Origin of the sequence: Bradyrhizobium sp. Bra78 (assembly GCF_024519855.1) — a bacterium.
GTDB lineage: Bacteria > Pseudomonadota > Alphaproteobacteria > Rhizobiales > Xanthobacteraceae > Bradyrhizobium > Bradyrhizobium japonicum_G.
This window is the reverse complement of record NZ_JALJRE010000003.1, coordinates 75,907-92,653: the sequence shown is the minus strand read 5'-3', so window position 1 is coordinate 92,653 and position 16,747 is coordinate 75,907. Positions and strand designations below refer to the sequence as shown.

The 16,747-nt window shown below is 63.1% G+C and carries 16 protein-coding genes; 11 read left to right on the top strand and 5 right to left on the bottom strand.

The window, feature by feature from the left end; translation table 11 throughout:
- Positions 1 to 155: 155 nt before the first annotated feature.
- The 3 genes from OC450_RS07940 to OC450_RS07930 are packed head-to-tail and all read right to left on the bottom strand — an operon-like array spanning position 156 to position 3,360.
- Complete coding sequence (locus OC450_RS07940) at positions 156 to 2,228, bottom strand: ATP-binding protein (protein WP_262047608.1); 2,073 nt, start codon at positions 2,226 to 2,228, stop codon at positions 156 to 158.
- On the bottom strand, positions 2,221 to 2,658 hold the full coding sequence (locus OC450_RS07935; protein ID WP_211383211.1) for a response regulator transcription factor: 438 nt from the start codon (positions 2,656 to 2,658) through the stop codon (positions 2,221 to 2,223). Before OC450_RS07935 ends, OC450_RS07940 begins: the two co-directional genes overlap by 8 nt.
- 39 nt (positions 2,659 to 2,697) lie before the next feature.
- Positions 2,698 to 3,360, bottom strand: a complete 663-nt coding sequence (locus OC450_RS07930) for a response regulator transcription factor (protein ID WP_211383212.1) — start codon at positions 3,358 to 3,360, stop codon at positions 2,698 to 2,700.
- 443 nt (positions 3,361 to 3,803) lie between these two features.
- Between OC450_RS07930 and OC450_RS07925 the strand changes: the two genes are divergently transcribed.
- A complete protein-coding gene (locus tag OC450_RS07925; RefSeq protein ID WP_262047607.1) occupies positions 3,804 to 4,622 on the top strand; it encodes a sigma-70 family RNA polymerase sigma factor in 819 nt (272 codons plus the stop codon).
- 264 nt (positions 4,623 to 4,886) lie between these two features.
- Positions 4,887 to 5,816, top strand: coding sequence for a helix-turn-helix domain-containing protein (locus OC450_RS07920; RefSeq protein ID WP_262047606.1), 930 nt, complete (start codon positions 4,887 to 4,889; stop codon positions 5,814 to 5,816).
- A 28-nt stretch (positions 5,817 to 5,844) separates the two neighbouring features.
- On the opposite strand, the gene OC450_RS07915 is transcribed toward OC450_RS07920, so the two are convergent.
- Complete coding sequence (locus OC450_RS07915; protein WP_256806232.1) at positions 5,845 to 6,786, bottom strand: catalase family peroxidase; 942 nt, start codon at positions 6,784 to 6,786, stop codon at positions 5,845 to 5,847.
- Positions 6,787 to 7,163: 377 nt separating this feature from the next.
- The gene (locus OC450_RS07910; RefSeq protein WP_256806231.1) at positions 7,164 to 7,289 is read right to left on the bottom strand and encodes a hypothetical protein; all 126 of its coding nucleotides are present in this window, start codon (positions 7,287 to 7,289) and stop codon (positions 7,164 to 7,166) included.
- A gap of 94 nt (positions 7,290 to 7,383) precedes the next feature.
- Here OC450_RS07910 and OC450_RS07905 point away from each other — a divergent pair, with 94 nt between their 5' ends.
- The 9 genes from OC450_RS07905 to OC450_RS07865 all read left to right on the top strand — a co-directional run bounded on the left by OC450_RS07905 (position 7,384) and on the right by OC450_RS07865 (position 16,738).
- Complete coding sequence (locus tag OC450_RS07905; protein WP_256806230.1) at positions 7,384 to 8,538, top strand: transporter substrate-binding domain-containing protein; 1,155 nt, start codon at positions 7,384 to 7,386, stop codon at positions 8,536 to 8,538.
- Between the two features lie 2 nt (positions 8,539 to 8,540).
- Positions 8,541 to 9,206 (top strand): ANTAR domain-containing response regulator, encoded by a 666-nt coding sequence (locus OC450_RS07900; protein WP_211383217.1) that lies wholly within the window; start codon positions 8,541 to 8,543, stop codon positions 9,204 to 9,206.
- 10 nt (positions 9,207 to 9,216) lie between these two features.
- Positions 9,217 to 10,458 (top strand): urea ABC transporter substrate-binding protein, encoded by a 1,242-nt coding sequence (locus tag OC450_RS07895; RefSeq protein WP_211383218.1) that lies wholly within the window; start codon positions 9,217 to 9,219, stop codon positions 10,456 to 10,458.
- Between the two features lie 115 nt (positions 10,459 to 10,573).
- Positions 10,574 to 11,446 carry an ABC transporter permease subunit gene (locus OC450_RS07890; RefSeq protein WP_148741855.1) on the top strand — a complete coding sequence of 291 codons (873 nt, stop codon included), beginning with the start codon at positions 10,574 to 10,576 and terminating at the stop codon, positions 11,444 to 11,446.
- 15 nt (positions 11,447 to 11,461) lie between these two features.
- Positions 11,462 to 12,526 (top strand): branched-chain amino acid ABC transporter permease, encoded by a 1,065-nt coding sequence (locus OC450_RS07885; protein WP_262047605.1) that lies wholly within the window; start codon positions 11,462 to 11,464, stop codon positions 12,524 to 12,526.
- Entirely contained in the window at positions 12,526 to 13,242 is a 717-nt protein-coding gene (locus OC450_RS07880) for an ABC transporter ATP-binding protein (RefSeq protein ID WP_211383220.1), read from the top strand. The genes OC450_RS07885 and OC450_RS07880 overlap by 1 nt, the downstream gene beginning before the upstream one ends.
- A gap of 1 nt (position 13,243) precedes the next feature.
- Positions 13,244 to 13,963, top strand: a complete 720-nt coding sequence (locus tag OC450_RS07875; RefSeq protein WP_211383546.1) for an ABC transporter ATP-binding protein — start codon at positions 13,244 to 13,246, stop codon at positions 13,961 to 13,963.
- 31 nt (positions 13,964 to 13,994) lie between these two features.
- Positions 13,995 to 14,984 (top strand): acetamidase/formamidase family protein, encoded by a 990-nt coding sequence (locus tag OC450_RS07870; protein ID WP_211383221.1) that lies wholly within the window; start codon positions 13,995 to 13,997, stop codon positions 14,982 to 14,984.
- Between the two features lie 14 nt (positions 14,985 to 14,998).
- A complete protein-coding gene (locus OC450_RS07865) occupies positions 14,999 to 16,738 on the top strand; it encodes a nitrilase-related carbon-nitrogen hydrolase (protein WP_262047604.1) in 1,740 nt (579 codons plus the stop codon).
- The last annotated feature ends 9 nt before the right edge of the window (positions 16,739 to 16,747 follow it).

Below are 16,747 nucleotides of genomic sequence, written 5' to 3'. Positions count from 1 at the left end.
CAGCGCTCGGTGGTATCGTGCGGCGGGTGTGGTCTCGCTGGTTCGGCGGCTAGAGTCACCTGTACCTTGGGATAGGGCGGCCGGGGCTTGGCGTGATCATTCGCAGTGAAGCCGCAACTCACCGAAGCGCGGGACGCGCCTCGTGCCGACATGTCCTACCCCGGTTCTGGGCTGGGCACCCTCGGTACCGGGACAGTGAAGTGGAAATGCGCGCCGCCATTCGGACGGTTGGCGCCCGCGATGCGGCCGCCATGCGCGGTGATGATCGACTGACAGATGGCAAGGCCGATGCCGAGCCCCGCGTCCTTGGTGCTGAAGAAACTGTCGAAGACATGCGCCAAGCCCGCGGCGGGAATGCCCGGCCCATTGTCGGCAACGGAGAGCACGACCGAGTCGTCGTCATCGAACGACGTCTTAATCTCGATCCGGCGCTTCGGCTGGCCCGACTGCACGATCGCCTGGACGCTGTTGACCAGCAGGTTGATGATGACCTGCTGCAACTGAATCCGGTCGCCAAGGACCTTGGGGAGGTCGGCGCCAAAGGCCGCCGACAGGACGATCGACTTTGAATCGGTGTCGTGGCGGATGAACAACAGCGCTTCTTCGGCCACCTCGTTCAAGTCGATGAGGCGCATCTCCGGTTCGTGCTTCGCCGCCATGCCGCGGATGCGATGAATGATGTCGCTGGCACGCCGCGCATTCGAGACGATTCGGGAGGTGAGCTGTGTGACCTTCTCCGTGTTTTGATCGGCGCGCGCGAGCCATCTCAGGCTGGTCTCGCCATTGGTCACGATGGCCGCAAGCGGCTGGTTGATCTCGTGCGCAATCGACGTCGCGAGCTCGCCGAGCGTTGCGATCCGCCCGGCATGCGAGAAGTCGGCTTGCAGTTTCCGCAGCTGCTGTTCGGCGTTTAATCGCTCGCTGATGTCCTGCATGGTGATGAAGGTGTTGTCGAGCTGCTCGGGCGGCACCGGATAGGTCACCGTGAACAGGACGTCGATGATCGAGCCGTCGAAAGCGCGAATCCTGGTTTCCTCGATCAGGTTCCGGCGGCCTTCGAAATGCGCGACCATGACCCGTTCGGCGAGCCCGGGAGCAGCGGCGAAAATATACCGGACCGGTTTGATGAGATCGGCGGGGTTGCGGGCGCGGAACAGCGATACGGCGTCGCGATTGACGTCGGTGACGCGAACGACGTCCTTGGCATGTTCGACGAGGTCCGGATTGCGCTCGAGATGGCCGGCGATATCGCGGACGCCGTTTGACTTCAATTGGTCGAAGGCCTCGCCCGCGCGGCGGGAATCCACCTGCCAGAGCGCGGTCGGCAGATATTGAACGAGCTGACGGTATCTCTCTTCGCTGGCCTGCAATTCCCAGGTCGTTCGGTCATCATTCGTCACGCCGTTGATCGTCACGAAGACGGTGTCGGGCGGCTTTGGCTCCGCCGAATGCCAGGCCTTTACGACGGGATTGCGCAAGCTTCCGCTCAAGATCATCTTGCGTATCTCGAGACGCGTGCGATCGCTCGTGACACTCTCGATCAGAGTGGCCAGCAACGCGCGGCTCTCGGCCGGCCAGAAGTCGCCGATGGATTTGCCTATCATCTGCTCGTAGCCGGCATGCGCGCCGAACATGCGGACCGCCCGATTGTTGACGGCCAGGATGCGGGTTGCGCTGAGCATCTCGTCGACCCAATCCGGGTGCTGGTCGAGATCGACGGGGATGCCGCCGCGCCGATGTTCGGCGATCGCATCGAGCAAATGGTGCGCGGCCGACGTATCGAGCTCCCAGGACGCGGCGAGAGAAGATTGCAGCTCGGCATCCATGCGCAGGTACGCCGCTTGAGAGAGCGAGCCTGCGTTCCGGCCGAACTCGACAATATCGAGAAGACCGCCCGCTGTGTCCCGGCGGACGATTTGCCTCACCGCAGCCACGATGTCCGCTCCGGTCAGGCCGCGCCGGAGGGCCACTCCCTCCCACCGGCCTTCGCGCAGGAGTGCGCTGAAATGATCGGTACCGCTGTGGGCGAGGGAGCCGATCGTCTGGACGCGCTGCCCCACCATCGCCATGGCAGGCCAGCCGTAGAGAGCTTCGGAGGCAGCATTCCAGTATTTGATGACGCCGTGTACGTCACTGACGATGACGCTTTCGGAGGCAAGATCGGCCAACTCCATGGCATGGGGGAAAGTGTGGTCACTTCCTGCGGCACGTTGGAACAGATTACTCATCTGACGGCGTATCCTGGCGATCATCGCCTTGCGAACGGCCTGCGCGGTCCAGCGTGGACTGCAGATGGTGCAAGAGGACGTCATCGTTGACCGGCTTCGTCAAACAGGCGAGAGCGCCGCCGCTGAGCGCGCGTGCCCGTGTGGCCGGACTTGCATCCGCGGTGATGATGATGACCGGCATTGACGAGCCCAATTCCCGCAATCGTTCCTGGAGTTCGAGGCCGCTCCGGCCTGGCATGCTCACATCGGTAATCAGGCAGTCGAAGTGATGTGGCGCGTACGCGGCCATGAAAGCTTCCGCCCGATCGAATGTCTGGCACGCGAATCCCAGCACGACGAGGAGATCGGAAAGCGCCTCGCGCACAGCTTCGTCGTCATCTACGACCGCGACGGCAGGCAGTCTGGGCGAACGGATCGTTTTCGCTGGCATGGCCCGACGACCATCCGCCCATTGCCGGCCGGGTTGTACCTATCCTTTGGTGTAGGCCGATTGCGTCCCTTGAAGTGCCGCAGGCAGCGATTCCCAGATCCGGATCAATTGGCCGACCGATCCGGCCTGCAGTTTCCGCATCGCGTTGCCGCGATGCAGCTTGACCGTGATCTCGGTGATGCCCAGATCGAATGCAATCTGCTTGTTGAGGCGACCCCTGACCACTTCGCGCAGCACCTCGCGTTCGCGAGGGGTCAGTGTCGCGTAGCGGTCGACGTGTTGCCTGACGTGATGGGCCGCCGCCCGTTGCGCGATGTCTTTCTCGATCGCCGCGGCGACCGCATCGAGCAGCGCCTGATCCCTGACAGGCTTGGTCAGGAAGTCGATGGCTCCCGCCTTCATCGCCTGCACCGTCATTGCGATATCGCCATGGCCTGTCAGGAAAACGATCGGCCGCGTGTGGCCGTTCGCGACGAGATGCTGCTGGAGATCGAGACCACTCGCTCCGGGCATGCGAACGTCGAGGATGAGACAGCCAGGCCGCTCCGGAAGATCGGCATGCAGCAGCTCCTGCGTTGATCCAAAGCAGCACGCATCGAGTCCAACCGACAGGAGCAGTTCGCGAAGCGCGAAGCGGACCTCTTCGTCATCATCCACGATCACGACAAGCGGACGGTTTGTGGATTTTTCATCAACGGTCATGGGATAGCGAGGTAGGGGATGTAAGGTACGAGAGCCGGCGATAGTCTCGAGCATGGCGTGGTCCCTTGATCGCTTCCCGCCCCCGGTTTGTCGCCGTGCCTTTCACAGAGGGTCTTGAAGCCTCGGCTCAAGGAACGGCTACACGGGATTTTACGGGTCTTAAGGTTGCGTCGTACCACCGTCTTTCCCGAAACAGGCGTGTTTTGTCAGATTCTGCTCCAAGGCGCCTCTGCGCACCTGGATGTGATGAACGCGCTGCACGGCGCCTCGGAAGGCGACGCCTGACCGGGACCGGGGCTCACGGCTCAAGCCCACTTTGTCTGCCGACCGGCCGAACATCCTAGACCAGGGGACTAGAAAGATGAGCCCCTCGTAGGATAGCCCGAACGGCTTCACGCGACGCATCCTCACCGCTATCGCGTCAAAAACAAGCGGAGGGAGCGATGTCCATCACCGAGGGGCGGCAACCAGGGGAAACTGCAAGGTTACGTCGACCTCGGTCGAGAACCTCCTCATCCGGCCACGCGCCGACCCGCCTGGGCGTGAGCCCTTGCAAGGCCGGCAACGGGCCAAAATCGCTGCAAGGACCCTCCAGCGCGGTGATACATGACGAGCTTGTTTTTGCCGTTTGCCGAACCGGGGAGTCGGAACCGGCTCCGGGACGGGAGTCACGCAATCGGGCAATCGATCTCCGCTTTGTGCAGGAAGATGCCTGCGACGAAATGCTGCTGAAAAACGTTGCGGAGGGCGACAAAGCGGCCATGCACATCATTTTTGCTCGCTACCGCGAAAGAGTGTCCCGATTCATTAGACGCCGGGTTCGCAATCCGGCGATCGTCGACGATCTCGTCAGTCAGGTGTTCCTCGATGTGTGGCGCTCCGCGAATCGCTTCGAAAGTCGCGCGCGCGTTTCTACATGGCTGCTCTCGATCGCCCGGTTCAAGGCCATCAGCTCGTGGCGAGAGCGAACGCATGATGATATCGATCAAGTCGATGCGTGTGGAATCGTCGACGTCCGGGATACGCCGGACGTTGCCCTGGACCGCAAGGATACGGAGGGCATCCTGCGCGCATGCATCGACAAGCTCTCCCCCGTCCATCGGGAAATCATCGACCTGTTCTACTATCGCGAAAATTCGGTCGCCGAGGTCAGCGGAATAATCGGCATTCCGCGGGCGACCGTGAAGAGCAGGATCTTTTACGCGCGCAAGCAGCTTGCGAGAATCCTCGTGGATGCGGGTTTCGATGCCAAGTCCGCCTGAGCATGCGCCGGACAAAGCCCTGCCGGGATTTCACAAACGCACGATGGAACCGGCCCCCAGCCCGGTTGTGGCGAGGCCAGAAGGGGCCAAATCTCATTGGAATTGCTTAGAAAATCGTTCGGTCGAAAGCTGATCGAACTCGATCGGCGCAGATGCCGATTCCGTGAGCAAGGCTGGACCGCTGCTTGTCGATCTCCAATAATGAACTCGACTTCATGGGCTCGGTGACCCCGGCGGCTCCAACTCCAGACAAGGCCGACCCATATGGCACAGGCGGGTACCTTCGGACAGAGGGTCAGGCAGCAGTTGCACTTGAGGGATGCGCCGCCCTCGCTGATCACGCGTTCGCGGCGCGGTATCGAACTCGCGGTCACCGAGACGCGGGATGATAGCCCCATGCCGGGCCGTTCCGGCTCCGTGGCCGATGAGGCCTATATCGTCAGCCTGAAGCTTCACAATTACCCGGACTGCGAGCTCTGGGATCACGGCAAGTGCGTGATGAAAGCGGATGTCAGGGCCGGTACGACGTATCTGTACGACCTCAGGAGTGATCCGGGGTTCGTTATCGACAAGCCGTTCCATTCCCTCCAGTTTTATCTTCCGCGTTCAGTGCTCGACGGCGTCGTCAAGGAATCCCGTACACGGCCTGTTGGCGATCTTGCCTGTCAGTTCGGCTTCGGCCATGACGACAAGATCATGCGTCATATCGGAGCAGCGCTGTTGGAAGGGCTCAATCGGCCGACCGAGGCGAACCAGCTCTTCATCGATCACATGATGCTCGCATTCACTGCGCACATTGCCCAGGCCTATGGCGGGCTGCAGAGCGTGACCGGATCGGTTCGCGGCGGTCTTGCCCCATGGCAGTTGAAGCGAGCTTGCGAAAAGCTCGACTCCGATCTCGGCGGGACAGTTTCGCTGCAGCAGGTTGCAGCCGAGTTCGGTCTCTCGGTCAGTTATTTTTCGCGCGCGTTTCGTATCTCCACCGGCCTGCCGCCGCACCAATGGCTGCTGCGCCAGCGCGTGAAGGCGGCCATGCAGTTGATGAGCGTGCGGGACCTGCCGCTGTCCGAAATTGCGATCGCCGTCGGATTTGCCAACCAAAGCCACTTTACGAAAGTGTTTTCGGCGCAGGTCGGCGTTAGTCCGGCAACATGGCGTCGCGAATCACTGGACATCAAGGAAAGCGAGAAGTGATTCAGAGGATGCCAGACCCGTCCTCTGGTCAACGACGCTTCGCCAGCGAGATGGCATAGGCGGCGCTGCGCGCCGCGAAGATCTCATCGGGCGGATGGGCAACGCCTTCGGCGAGATTTGCCGGATTGAAGACGGAGCCGTCGCACGTTTCGTCTGGCTCGAGGCCAGTGATCACGATCGTCCCCAGCCGAACCTCTTCGCGATTGTCCTCGTCGGGCCATCGGATGGTCACGTCCATGGTGGGATCGCCGGGACGATCGAGCAGCGCCATCACGCTGAAGCGGACGTCGCCGCTGGTGACCCGGCGCTCCAGGTCGTCGTGCAGGAAATTGGCAGACTTCGCCGTGACTTCGCTCTTCGCCGGCGCAACCTCTACGCCGACGGGTGCGACCTTGAACTTGATGAACCTCGTTTCGCCCGACGAATTCGTCACCGGAAATGAGTGCACGCCCCAGTAGGTCGTGCCGGCAAAACTCCGGGGTAGCGGATGCGCGGCGATGTAACTGGCCTGATGCAGCGTTTCGGGATTGGCGGCGGAGAATGCCTTGACCCTCTCCATATCCGGACTGCCGTCTGGTCCGGGAATGCGCGCCTCGAGGAAAGCCAGCATCTGGTCGAGCGTCTTCGCAAAATGCACGGGAGCACTTTGCGCAAGCATGTCGGAGCGGTGGTGAATGTCTCCGAGCCTGAGGCTCAAGCCGCGCAGCACGAGGTTGTCGGTATCCGCGACATTGGGATCGCCGCTGCCGACCGAGAAGCGCGCCAGCACGCGCGATGGTCTCGTGAAGCTCCGGGATCTCGTAATTTCCTCCGCCCGATCCGACGGAACATAGGTGCCGCGCACGCATCTGCCCTTGGCAAAGCTCGCGCGCTCCCTGGGCGGATCACCGGCGACCGCTTTCAGGGCATCGACGATCGCCACGAGCGTGGCGGTCGGAAGTTGGGACCTTGGCAGATCTGGGGATGACACCGCAACGATCTAGCGGACCTGCCGCCTCGTGACTCCAGAGCGATTGCTGCGATTACAGTGCGATTGCTGCTAACGCCGGTGCCGCAATCGCTCGGCGTCGCTGCCGGAGCCTCAGGACACGCAACAGGGCATTGGGTTCCCTTCGTGTAAGGTCGTCCTGCAATTCCTGCAAGGAATGGAAGCTAGTCTAGTCGCCGCGCGAGCGCCGAGCTTTCGCGGGATGAGCATGAGTCCAGATCTTCGCTTCCACGCCTCGGCGGACCTGCGTGACTGGCAACAACGACGTGTGCGTCAATGCGTCATCAGGTCAGGGAAGGGCCATGCCGGCCGCCTTGGTAGGCCCTTTCTGCGGACATGAACCACCTTGCACAATTTTGCTACAGGCCGGCACGAATTGCGGCAATCTCCGCTGCAACAACGCGCTTGACATAATATCCGATCTCAACGACCGTATGCTGCAAGCGTAGGGCAAGACGGCCCATCAACGCGGTGAGTTCAACCATTTCCAACGCCACGCTTTTATCGCGTGTTCGGTTGGCGGCGAGGGCGCCCTCGGCTTCACAGCCGGCGGGCGTTTTTTTTGTTTTGGATCGAGTGATGACGCAGAAGCGGTATCGAATTGGCGTGATGTTCTCGACGACGGGCTCCTACAGCGTCGTCGCACGCTCGATCCTCAATGGCGCGTTGCTGGCCTTCCAGGGGGTCAATGCGAGCGGTGGCGACATCGAGCTGGAGCCGGTCGTGGTCAATCCGTCCGGCGACCTCGCGCGCTATCGTTCGCTCAGCCTCGAGCTGCTCGGTTCCGGCATCCGTCAGGTGGTCGGCTGCTACACCTCGTCGAGCCGCAAGGAGGTGATCCCGTGCTTTGAGAAGTTCGACGGGCTGTTGTGGTATCCCTCGCACTACGAGGGTTTCGAGAGCTCCGATAACGTCATCTACACCGGTGCCGCCCCTAACCAGCACGTGTTGCCGCTCGTCGATTATCTGGCCTCCCGGGTCGGCTCGCGCGCCTTCTGCATCGGCTCCAACTACATCTGGGCCTGGGAGAACAACCGCATTTTCCGCGAGGCGCTGATTGCACGCGGCGGCACCGTGCTCGCCGAGCGCTATCTTTCGGTCGGCGATACCGAGGTCGACCAGGTCATTGCCGCGATCATCGACCAGCGCCCGGACTTCGTCTTCAACAATCTGATCGGCACCAGCGCCTATGCCTTCTTCCGCGCATTCCGGGCCGCTTGCCGCGCGCGCGGTATCGATCAGGCCGCCGAAATTCCCGTTGCGAGCTGCACGCTGTCGGAACCGGAATTGCCGGAGATCGGACCCGATGCAGTCGACGGACACCTCTCGTCGAGCGTCTATTTCTCGTCGCTGAATTCACCTGAGAATACCGCCTTCATCGATGCCTACACGAAGTCCTTTCCGGCCGGACCGGTCTCGTCGGCCGATGCGGAGTCGTCCTACATCGCCGTCAAGCTGCTCGCGGCGGCATTGCTGCAGGCCGGCACCGACGACGCGCGCACGGTGCGCGCCGCCGTGGCGGATCAACGGCTGCGTGCGCCGCAAGGCGAGGTCCGCATCGACCGGCAGACCTTTCACGCCTGGCTCACGCCGCGGATCGGCCGTTCGGCCGCCAACGGGCAATTCGAGGTGCTGCTGGAATCCCGCGAGCCGATCGCGCCCGATCCCTATCTCGTCCAGTCGTCGCCGCGCTTTGCCAGCGCGATGCGCACTCCGCTGTTGAAGGTGGTGTAATCATGAGCTCCCGATTGCTGCAGAACTTCAAGGGCGGCCGCGCCATCGTCGTGACACGGCGAGGCGGATGGGAAAGCACGCTCGAAACGACGCTCGCCAAGCTCGGTGTTTCCACTGAATATCCTGAAATCATCGACGGCCGTGCGCAGATCGACGTTGCGAGCCTCCAGGCCGACCGCGACATCCTGTTCGTCGACGGCGATCTCGAAGGCGCTGTCGCCATCGAGGTCAACCCGGCCTCGCGGCTGCCGCCGGTGCCGGTGATCGGCCTCGTCGGCGTCGAGGCGCCAAGTCGTCTGAAGGCGCTCGTCAATATTGGTGCGACCTCGTTCCTGCGCAAGCCGGTGCATGGCGGCGCGGTCTACACATCCCTGTTCATGGGTATCAACCAATTCCTGCTGCGCGCCGAAATGAACGATCGCCTGCAGGACCTCGAAGAGCGCCGCCGCGGCCGCCGCGCGGTGATCCGGGCCGTGATCCTGCTGATGCAGCGGGGCGGCCTCGACGAGGAAGGTGCCTATTCCCAGCTCCGTCGCGAAAGCATGCGCGCGCGGCAGAACATGGAACTCTACTGCGAGGAGTTCCTGAGCAAGCGGGCGAAGCCGCCCGACACGTCCGGCCGCACGACCGGCATCACGCTGCAAGGCGGCAACAAGCAAGCCATCTAGGAGAAGCAAAATGAGCAAGTCTGTATTGCGGGGGCTGCGCGCCGCAGCCCTCACGGGGACGCTTGTCCTCGCGTCAAGCCTGGCGCTCGCGGCGGAAAACCCGATCAAGATGGGCGTGCTGGAGGATCAGTCCGGCGACTTCGCCGCAGCCACGATCGGCAAGGTCCACGCCATCCAGCTTGCAGCCGATGAGATCAACAAGGCCGGCGGCATCATGGGTCGGCCGCTCGAGCTCGTTCCTTACGACACGCAATCCGACAACACCCGCTACCAGGAGTTCATGCGGCGCGTGCTCCAGCGCGACAAGGTCGACGTCGTGTTCGCCGGATTTTCCTCGGCCTCGCGCGAAGCGTATCGGCCGATCGTCGATCAGTTCAACGGCTTCGCCTTCTACAACAACCAGTACGAAGGCGGCGTTTGCGACGGCCACATGATCGTAACCGGCGCCGTGCCGGAGCAGCAGTTCTCCACGCTCATTCCCTACATGATGGAGAAGTACGGCAAGAACGTCTACACGCTCGCCGCCGACTACAATTTCGGCCAGATCTCGGCGGAATGGGTACGCAAGATCGTCAAGGAGAACGGCGGCAAGATGGCCGGCGAGGAGTTCATCCCGCTCGGCGTGTCGCAGTTCTCGCAGAGCATCCAGAACATCCAGAAGGCCAAGCCGGACTTCGTGGTCACGCTGCTGGTCGGCACCGCGCAGGCCTCCTATTACGAACAGGCGGCCTCCGCCAACGTCAACCTGCCGATGGCGTCCTCGGTCAACGTCGGCCAGGGCTACGAGCACAAGCGCTTCAAGCCGCCGAGCCTGAAGGACATGTACGTCACCACCAACTACATCGAGGAGATCGACTCGCCCAAGAGCAAGGAGTTCTACGCCAAGTTCAAGGCCAAGTTCCCGAGCGAGCCCTATGTGAACCAGGAGGCGGAGAACTCCTATCTCGCCGTCTATCTCTACAAGCAGATGGTGGAGCGGGCGAAGTCGACCAAGCGCGAGGACATCCGCAAGGTGATCGCGATGGGGGACGTCTGCATGGATGCGCCGGAAGGCAAGGTCTGCATCGACCCGAAGAGCCAGCACATGTCGCACACGATCTATCTCGCCAAGGTCGGCGCCGATCACTCGATCTCCTTCCCGAAGACCTGGGAGGACATCAAGCCGTACTGGCTGGGTGAGGCCGGCTGCGATCTCACCAAGAAAGATCCGATGGCGCAGTACACGCCGTCGAATCCGCCGCCGAAACCCTGACCCGGCGGCTGATCGCTCCGGCCCTCCCGGCACGCCTGCGGTGTTGCCGGCGGGCCGGGGCGATCACGGACATCTGCGACGGCAATTTTGCGTCTTCCCTCAGACTGGTTGGTTCATGGACATCGCGACCCACGTCTTTTCGGCGCTCTATCAATTTGGTGACGCCTTCGCGTTCCTGGTGCTGTCAGCTTGCGGGCTCGCGGTGATCTTCGGCATGATGGGCGTGATCAATCTCGCCCATGGCGAGTTCATCATGTGCGGGGCCTACGTTACCGCCGCGACCGTGCATGCCGGCCTGCCGTTGCCGCTGGGGATTCTGGCGGGAACGGTCGTGTCCGCGCTGGTCGGCGTGCTGGTCGAGCTCGCGGTCATCCGCCATCTCTATGACCGGCCGCTCGACACCATCGTCGCCACCTGGGGGCTCAGCCTGATCGCCACGCAGGGCACGCTGATCATGGTCGGCTCGACCATGGCGGGTGTCGGTACGCCGTTCGGCAGTTTCCAGGTCGGTGACTACTCCTATTCGATCTACCGCATCGTGCTGTTCTGTGCCGCACTCGGCGTACTCGCCGCGCTCTATGCGTTGTTCAACTGGACGCGCTTCGGCGTGCTGGCGCGGGCGACCATCCAGGTGCCGCACATGGCGGCCGCCCTCGGCGTCGATACGCGCCTGATCTACAGCCTCACCTTCGCCTGCGGCGCAGGGCTGGCGGGCCTTGCCGGCGGGCTCTACGCGCCGACCATGACGCTGGTGCCGACCATGGGCGCAACCTTCATCATGGAGGCCTTCGTCACGGTCGTGATCGGCGGTGCCGACGTCTTCCTCGGCACGGCCCCCGCCGGCGGCCTGCTTGCGATCGTGAAGTCGGGGATGACGTCCTGGCAGGGGCAGTTGTTCGGCCAGATCGGCCTTCTGGTTGCCGTCATCATCGTCGTCCGGGTTCTGCCGAAAGGCATCTCCGGCTTCGTGCTGCGCGAACGAACCTGACGGAGTAATGGCGCCGTGACCGGTTTCATTTCATTGTTTCGCCGTCTTGAAGGGCCGCAGACCGTCGGTCGCGGTCCGGCCTTCTGGAGCCTGTTTGCAATCGTGCTCGCGATCGGGCTTGCCTATCCGCTGTTCAGCGACGGCTATACGGTCGGCAACACCGTCTACTTCTTCGTCTGGGTGTTCATCGCGCTGAGCCTTTGCCTGATTTGGGGTTATGGCGGCTCGCTGTCCTTCGGGCAGACTGCGTTCTTCGGTATCGCGGGCTACGGATACGGTGTTCTGACGCTTAACTTCGGCGCGGCCTATGGCTTTACGCTGGTCGCCTTTGTCGCCGCGATTGCGATTGCAGCGCTGTTCGCTGTCCTGCTCGGCTATTTCATGTTCTTCGGCCGCATCGCCGGCGTCTTCCTCGGCATCGTCACGCTCGCCGTGACATTGATGCTCGAGCGCTTCATGGCGCAGACCGCTGGGCCGGAATGGCACATCGGCAGCGCGCGGCTCAACGGCTTCAACGGCATGAGCGCGATGCCGCCTCTGACCATCCCCTGGCCGGGCCAACCGATCGTGCTGTTCGCCGATGTCGGGCTCTACTATTTCGTGCTCGGCCTTCTTGTCTTGGTCTATCTCGCGTTGCGTATCCTGATGAACTCGTCGTTCGGAAATGTCATCGTCGCGATCCGCGAGAACCCTGAAAGGGCGGAGATGCTGGGCTATGACATCCGCAAATATCAGCTCATCACTTTCGTCATCGGCGCCGCGCTCGCGGGGATATCGGGCGTACTCTATACGGCGTGGGGGCAGTACATCACGCCGTCGAGCATGGGCATGACGGCGGCGGCGCTGCCGCTGATCTGGGTCGCCGTTGGCGGCCGCAGCGATCTGACCTCGACCGTGGTCGGCACGCTGGCGGTGCTTGCCGCATTCCAGGCGCTCACGATCTACGGCAGCCAATATGCGCTCGTGTTCATGGGCGTGCTGCTGGTGCTGACTGTCCTGATCGCCCCGAACGGCTTGGTGCTCGGCGCAATGAACTGGCTCGGACGGCTTGCCGCGCGCCTGACGCGGAGGGCTGGCTGATGTCGTTGCTCGAGCTCCGCAAATTGAACAAGCACTTCGGCGGCCTGCACGTTACCAACGCGGTAGATCTCTCGCTCGAGCCCGGCGAGATTCATTGCCTGATCGGGCCGAACGGCGCCGGCAAGAGCACGCTGTTCCGTCTCATTCTCGGCGAGCACCATCCCGGCAGCGGCGAGATTCTCTTCGCCGGAGAGAACATCACGGCGCTGAAGTCGTTCGCGCGGATTCACCGCGGCCTGTCGGTCAAGTTCCAGGTGCCGGGCGTCTTCAAGGGCCTGTCCGTCCGCCAGAACCTCGAGATTGCACTCCAGAGCCACCATCGCGGCGCCGAGCTCGAAGCCGAGATCGTGAGGCTGCTTGGCTTCCTCGGCCTCGAATCCGAGCAGGCGCAGAGGGCGGGGAATCTCAGCCACGGCCAGAAGCAATGGCTGGAGATCGGCATGGCGATCAGCCTGAAGCCGCGCCTGCTGCTGCTGGACGAGCCGACCGCCGGCATGTCGCCGGAAGAGACCCACATGACCGGCGAGATGGTGCAGCGGCTCAATGCAGACGGCATGACCGTGCTGGCGATCGAGCATGACATGGCGTTCGTTCGCCAGGTTGCCCAGCGTGTCACCGTGCTGCATCTCGGCCAGGTCTTCGCGCAAGGCTCGATCGACGAGATCGTGGCCGACGAGCGCGTGGCGGCGATCTATCTGGGGCAGGCTCATGCTTGATATGCCGCGCAAGGAAGTCATCCTCTCGACGCTGGCCTTACGTGCCGGCTATGGCGGCAAGCCGGTGCTCCAGGGCCTCGAGATCGAGGTGCGGGAAGGCGAGATCGTCGCCGTCATCGGACGCAACGGCGTCGGCAAGTCGACGCTGATGAAGAGCCTGATCGGGCTCGTGCCGTCGATGAGCGGCTCGATCGTCTATCGCGGCGAAGCCGTGGAATCGCTGCCGCCGCATAAGCGGGCGCGCCTCGGCATGGGGTATGTACCGCAGGGGCGCGATGTGTTTCCGCGTCTGACCGTCGGCGAGAATGTCGCGGTGGGTGCCGCCATCAAGGGCGGCGGCATTCCCGAGGCGGGCCGGCGCAAGATCGTCGAGGCTTTCCCGATCCTCGAAGAGCGCTGGAGTCAGCGCGCCGGTACGATGTCCGGAGGACAGCAGCAGCAGCTCGCGATCGGACGCGTCCTGATCGCCGATCCCAATCTGATCCTGCTCGACGAACCCTCCGAGGGCATTCAGCCGAACATCGTCCAGGACATCGCGCGCAACATGGTCGAGCTCAACCGCAGGACCGGCGTGACCATCATCCTGGTCGAGCAGAATCTCGACATGATCCGCGCCATGGCGCAGCGCTGCTACGTCATGGACAAGGGGCGCATCGTCGCAAGTCTCGACCGGTCCGCGCTCGACGACGAGGCGGAGATGCGCCGCCATCTGGCAGTTTGAAAAAACGACGCCCAACCAAGGAGAAACGGCAATGGCCTGGCAAAACGATTCCATCATGGCACGCAAAGGCGTCGCCAGGGGCGAGCGTGGCAAGCAGTACACCATCACCGAAAGCGAGCAGGGCAAGTACCACTACGTCTACGGCCCCTATGTGAATCCTGTGCTGACCGTCGATCCCGGCGCGGTCGTTTCCGCCGAGACGCATGATGCGTTCGAAGGCGCGATCAAGCACGAGACCGACAGCCCGTCGAATATCCTCAATTTCCCTTTCCTCAATCCGCAGAACGGACCGATCCACGTCAACGGCGCCGAGAAGGGCGACGTGCTCGCGGTCTACATCGAGAGCATCGTGCCGCGTGGGCCGCAGCCGTGCGGCACCACCGTGGTCATGCCGGATTTCGGCGGCCTGGTCTCGACCGGCCAGACCGCGCTGCTCAATCCGGCGCTGCCCGAGCGCGTCAAGAAGCTCGTGATCGACGCCAAGACAGGCACGAAGTGGAACGACAAGATCACGCTGCCCTATGAACCCTTCATCGGTACCATAGGCACCTCGCCGGAGATCGAGGCGATCTCGTCGCTGGTCCCGGACTATTACGGCGGCAACATGGACCTGCCCGACGTCGGCGTAGGCGCCGTCATCTACCTGCCGGTCAACACCAAGGGCGCACTGCTCTATCTCGGCGACTGTCATGCGGCACAAGGCGACGGCGAGCTCTGCGGCGTCGCCATCGAGCATCCGACGGTGACGACGGTGCAGATCGACCTGATCAAGGGGTGGACCATTGCCTGGCCGCGGCTCGAGACCAAGGATTTCATCATGACCATCGGCTCGGCGAGGCCGATGGAGGATGCAGCCCGCATCGCCTATCGCGAGCTCTGCCGCTGGATGGCGGCCGACTACGGCTTCGACGAGATCGACGCCTACATGCTCCTGACCCAGGCTGGACGCGTCCGTGTCGGCAACATGGTGGATCCAAAGTACACGCTCGGCGCCTCCATCAAGAAGTCCTTTCTGGTTTGAGGGCCGGTCAGCTCATGTCAGGAACTCATAAGGTCGCCGCCGTCCAGTTCGAGCCGACCATGTTCGAGAAGGAGCGCAACATTGCGCGCCTGCTCGAACTCTGCGAGCAGGCGGCGGCGGCCGGTGCAAGGCTCATCGTCACGCCGGAAATGGGAACGACCGGCTATTGCTGGTTCGACCGCGCCGAGGTCGCGCCGTTCGTCGAGACGATCCCCGGGCCGACCACAAATCGTTTTGCCGCGCTGGCGCGCAAGCACGACTGCTACATCGTGGTTGGCATGCCCGAGGTCGACGAGGACGGGATCTACTTCAACACGGCCGTCCTGATCGGGCCGGCCGGCGTTGTCGGCCGACACCGCAAGACGCATCCCTACATTTCCGAGCCGAAATGGGCGGCGGCAGGCGACCTGCACAATCAGGTGTTCGAGACGCCGATCGGGCGGATCGCGCTGCTGATCTGCATGGACATCCATTTCGTGGAGACCGCGCGGCTGATGGCGCTCGGCGGTGCGGACGTCATCTGCCACATCTCGAACTGGCTGGCGGAGCGTACGCCGGCGCCGTACTGGATCAGCCGGGCATTCGAGAACGGCTGCTACGTCATCGAAAGCAATCGATGGGGGCTGGAACGCACGGTGCAGTTCAGCGGCGGCAGCTGCGTGATCGCACCGGACGGGCAGGTCGCGGCCGTGCTCGATAAGGGCGATGGGGTGCTGCTGTCGGAGATCGATCTCGACGTCGCACGCGCGCGCCGCGTGCTCGGCGAGACCGTGTTCGCACAGCGGCGGCCGGAGCTCTATCCGGAGCTGCTCACCGATACCTTCAGCTGGAATCCGCGCGACTTCTTCGGTCTCTACGGCCACGAGCCGTGGCCGGCCGGGAAAACGTCGCGGGTCAGCGTTGCGCAATTTGCACCCGGCGACGATTTCAACCAGAACCTCGAGGAGATCGCGGCACTCGCGCGCAAGGCCCGCGCCGACGGCGCTGAGCTCGTCGTCTTCCCGGAGCTCGCGGTGACAGGGCTCGGCGATCCCGCGAGATCGGCGCAGCCGATACCGGGCCCCGTGACCAATCGCCTTGAGGAACTCGCGGAGGAACTGGGTCTCTATCTCGTCTGCGGCCTGGCCGAACGCGCAGCCGATATCCTCTACAACAGCGCCTGCCTGGTGTCGCCGGATGGGGACGTCTCGGTCTATCGCAAGACGCATCTGGCGGCCGACGAGCGAAGCTGGGCCACCGCCGGCGATGGCTGGACCGTCGTCGACACTCCGATTGGCCGTATCGGACTGTTGATCGGTCACGATGCGTCTTTCCCGGAAGCGGGCCGGGTGCTGGCGCTGCGCGGCTGCGATCTCATCGCATGCCCCGCCGCGATCAAGGGACGCTTCAGTTCGTCGCATACCGGCACGGAGGTGCTACAGCCAAAGCCGGTTCCGACCGGCCCCGATCCGCATCACTGGCATCATTTCCGCGTTCGCGCCGGCGAAAACAACCTGTTCTTCGCCTTCGCCAATATTGTCGATCCCGAACGCGGCTATCCCGGGCTGAGCGGCGTCTTCGGTCCTGACACGTTTTCCTTTCCGCGCCGGGAGGCAATCGCGGCAGGCGGTACGGGCCTTGCTACCGCGCTGGTCGACACTACCAATCTTGACAGCGTCTATCCCACCAACGTGGTGCGGCGAAAGGATCTGGTGTCGATGCGCATGCCGCACAGCTATCGTGGACTGGTCAAGGCGGCTGCGACCAACTACTGAACCAAGAAA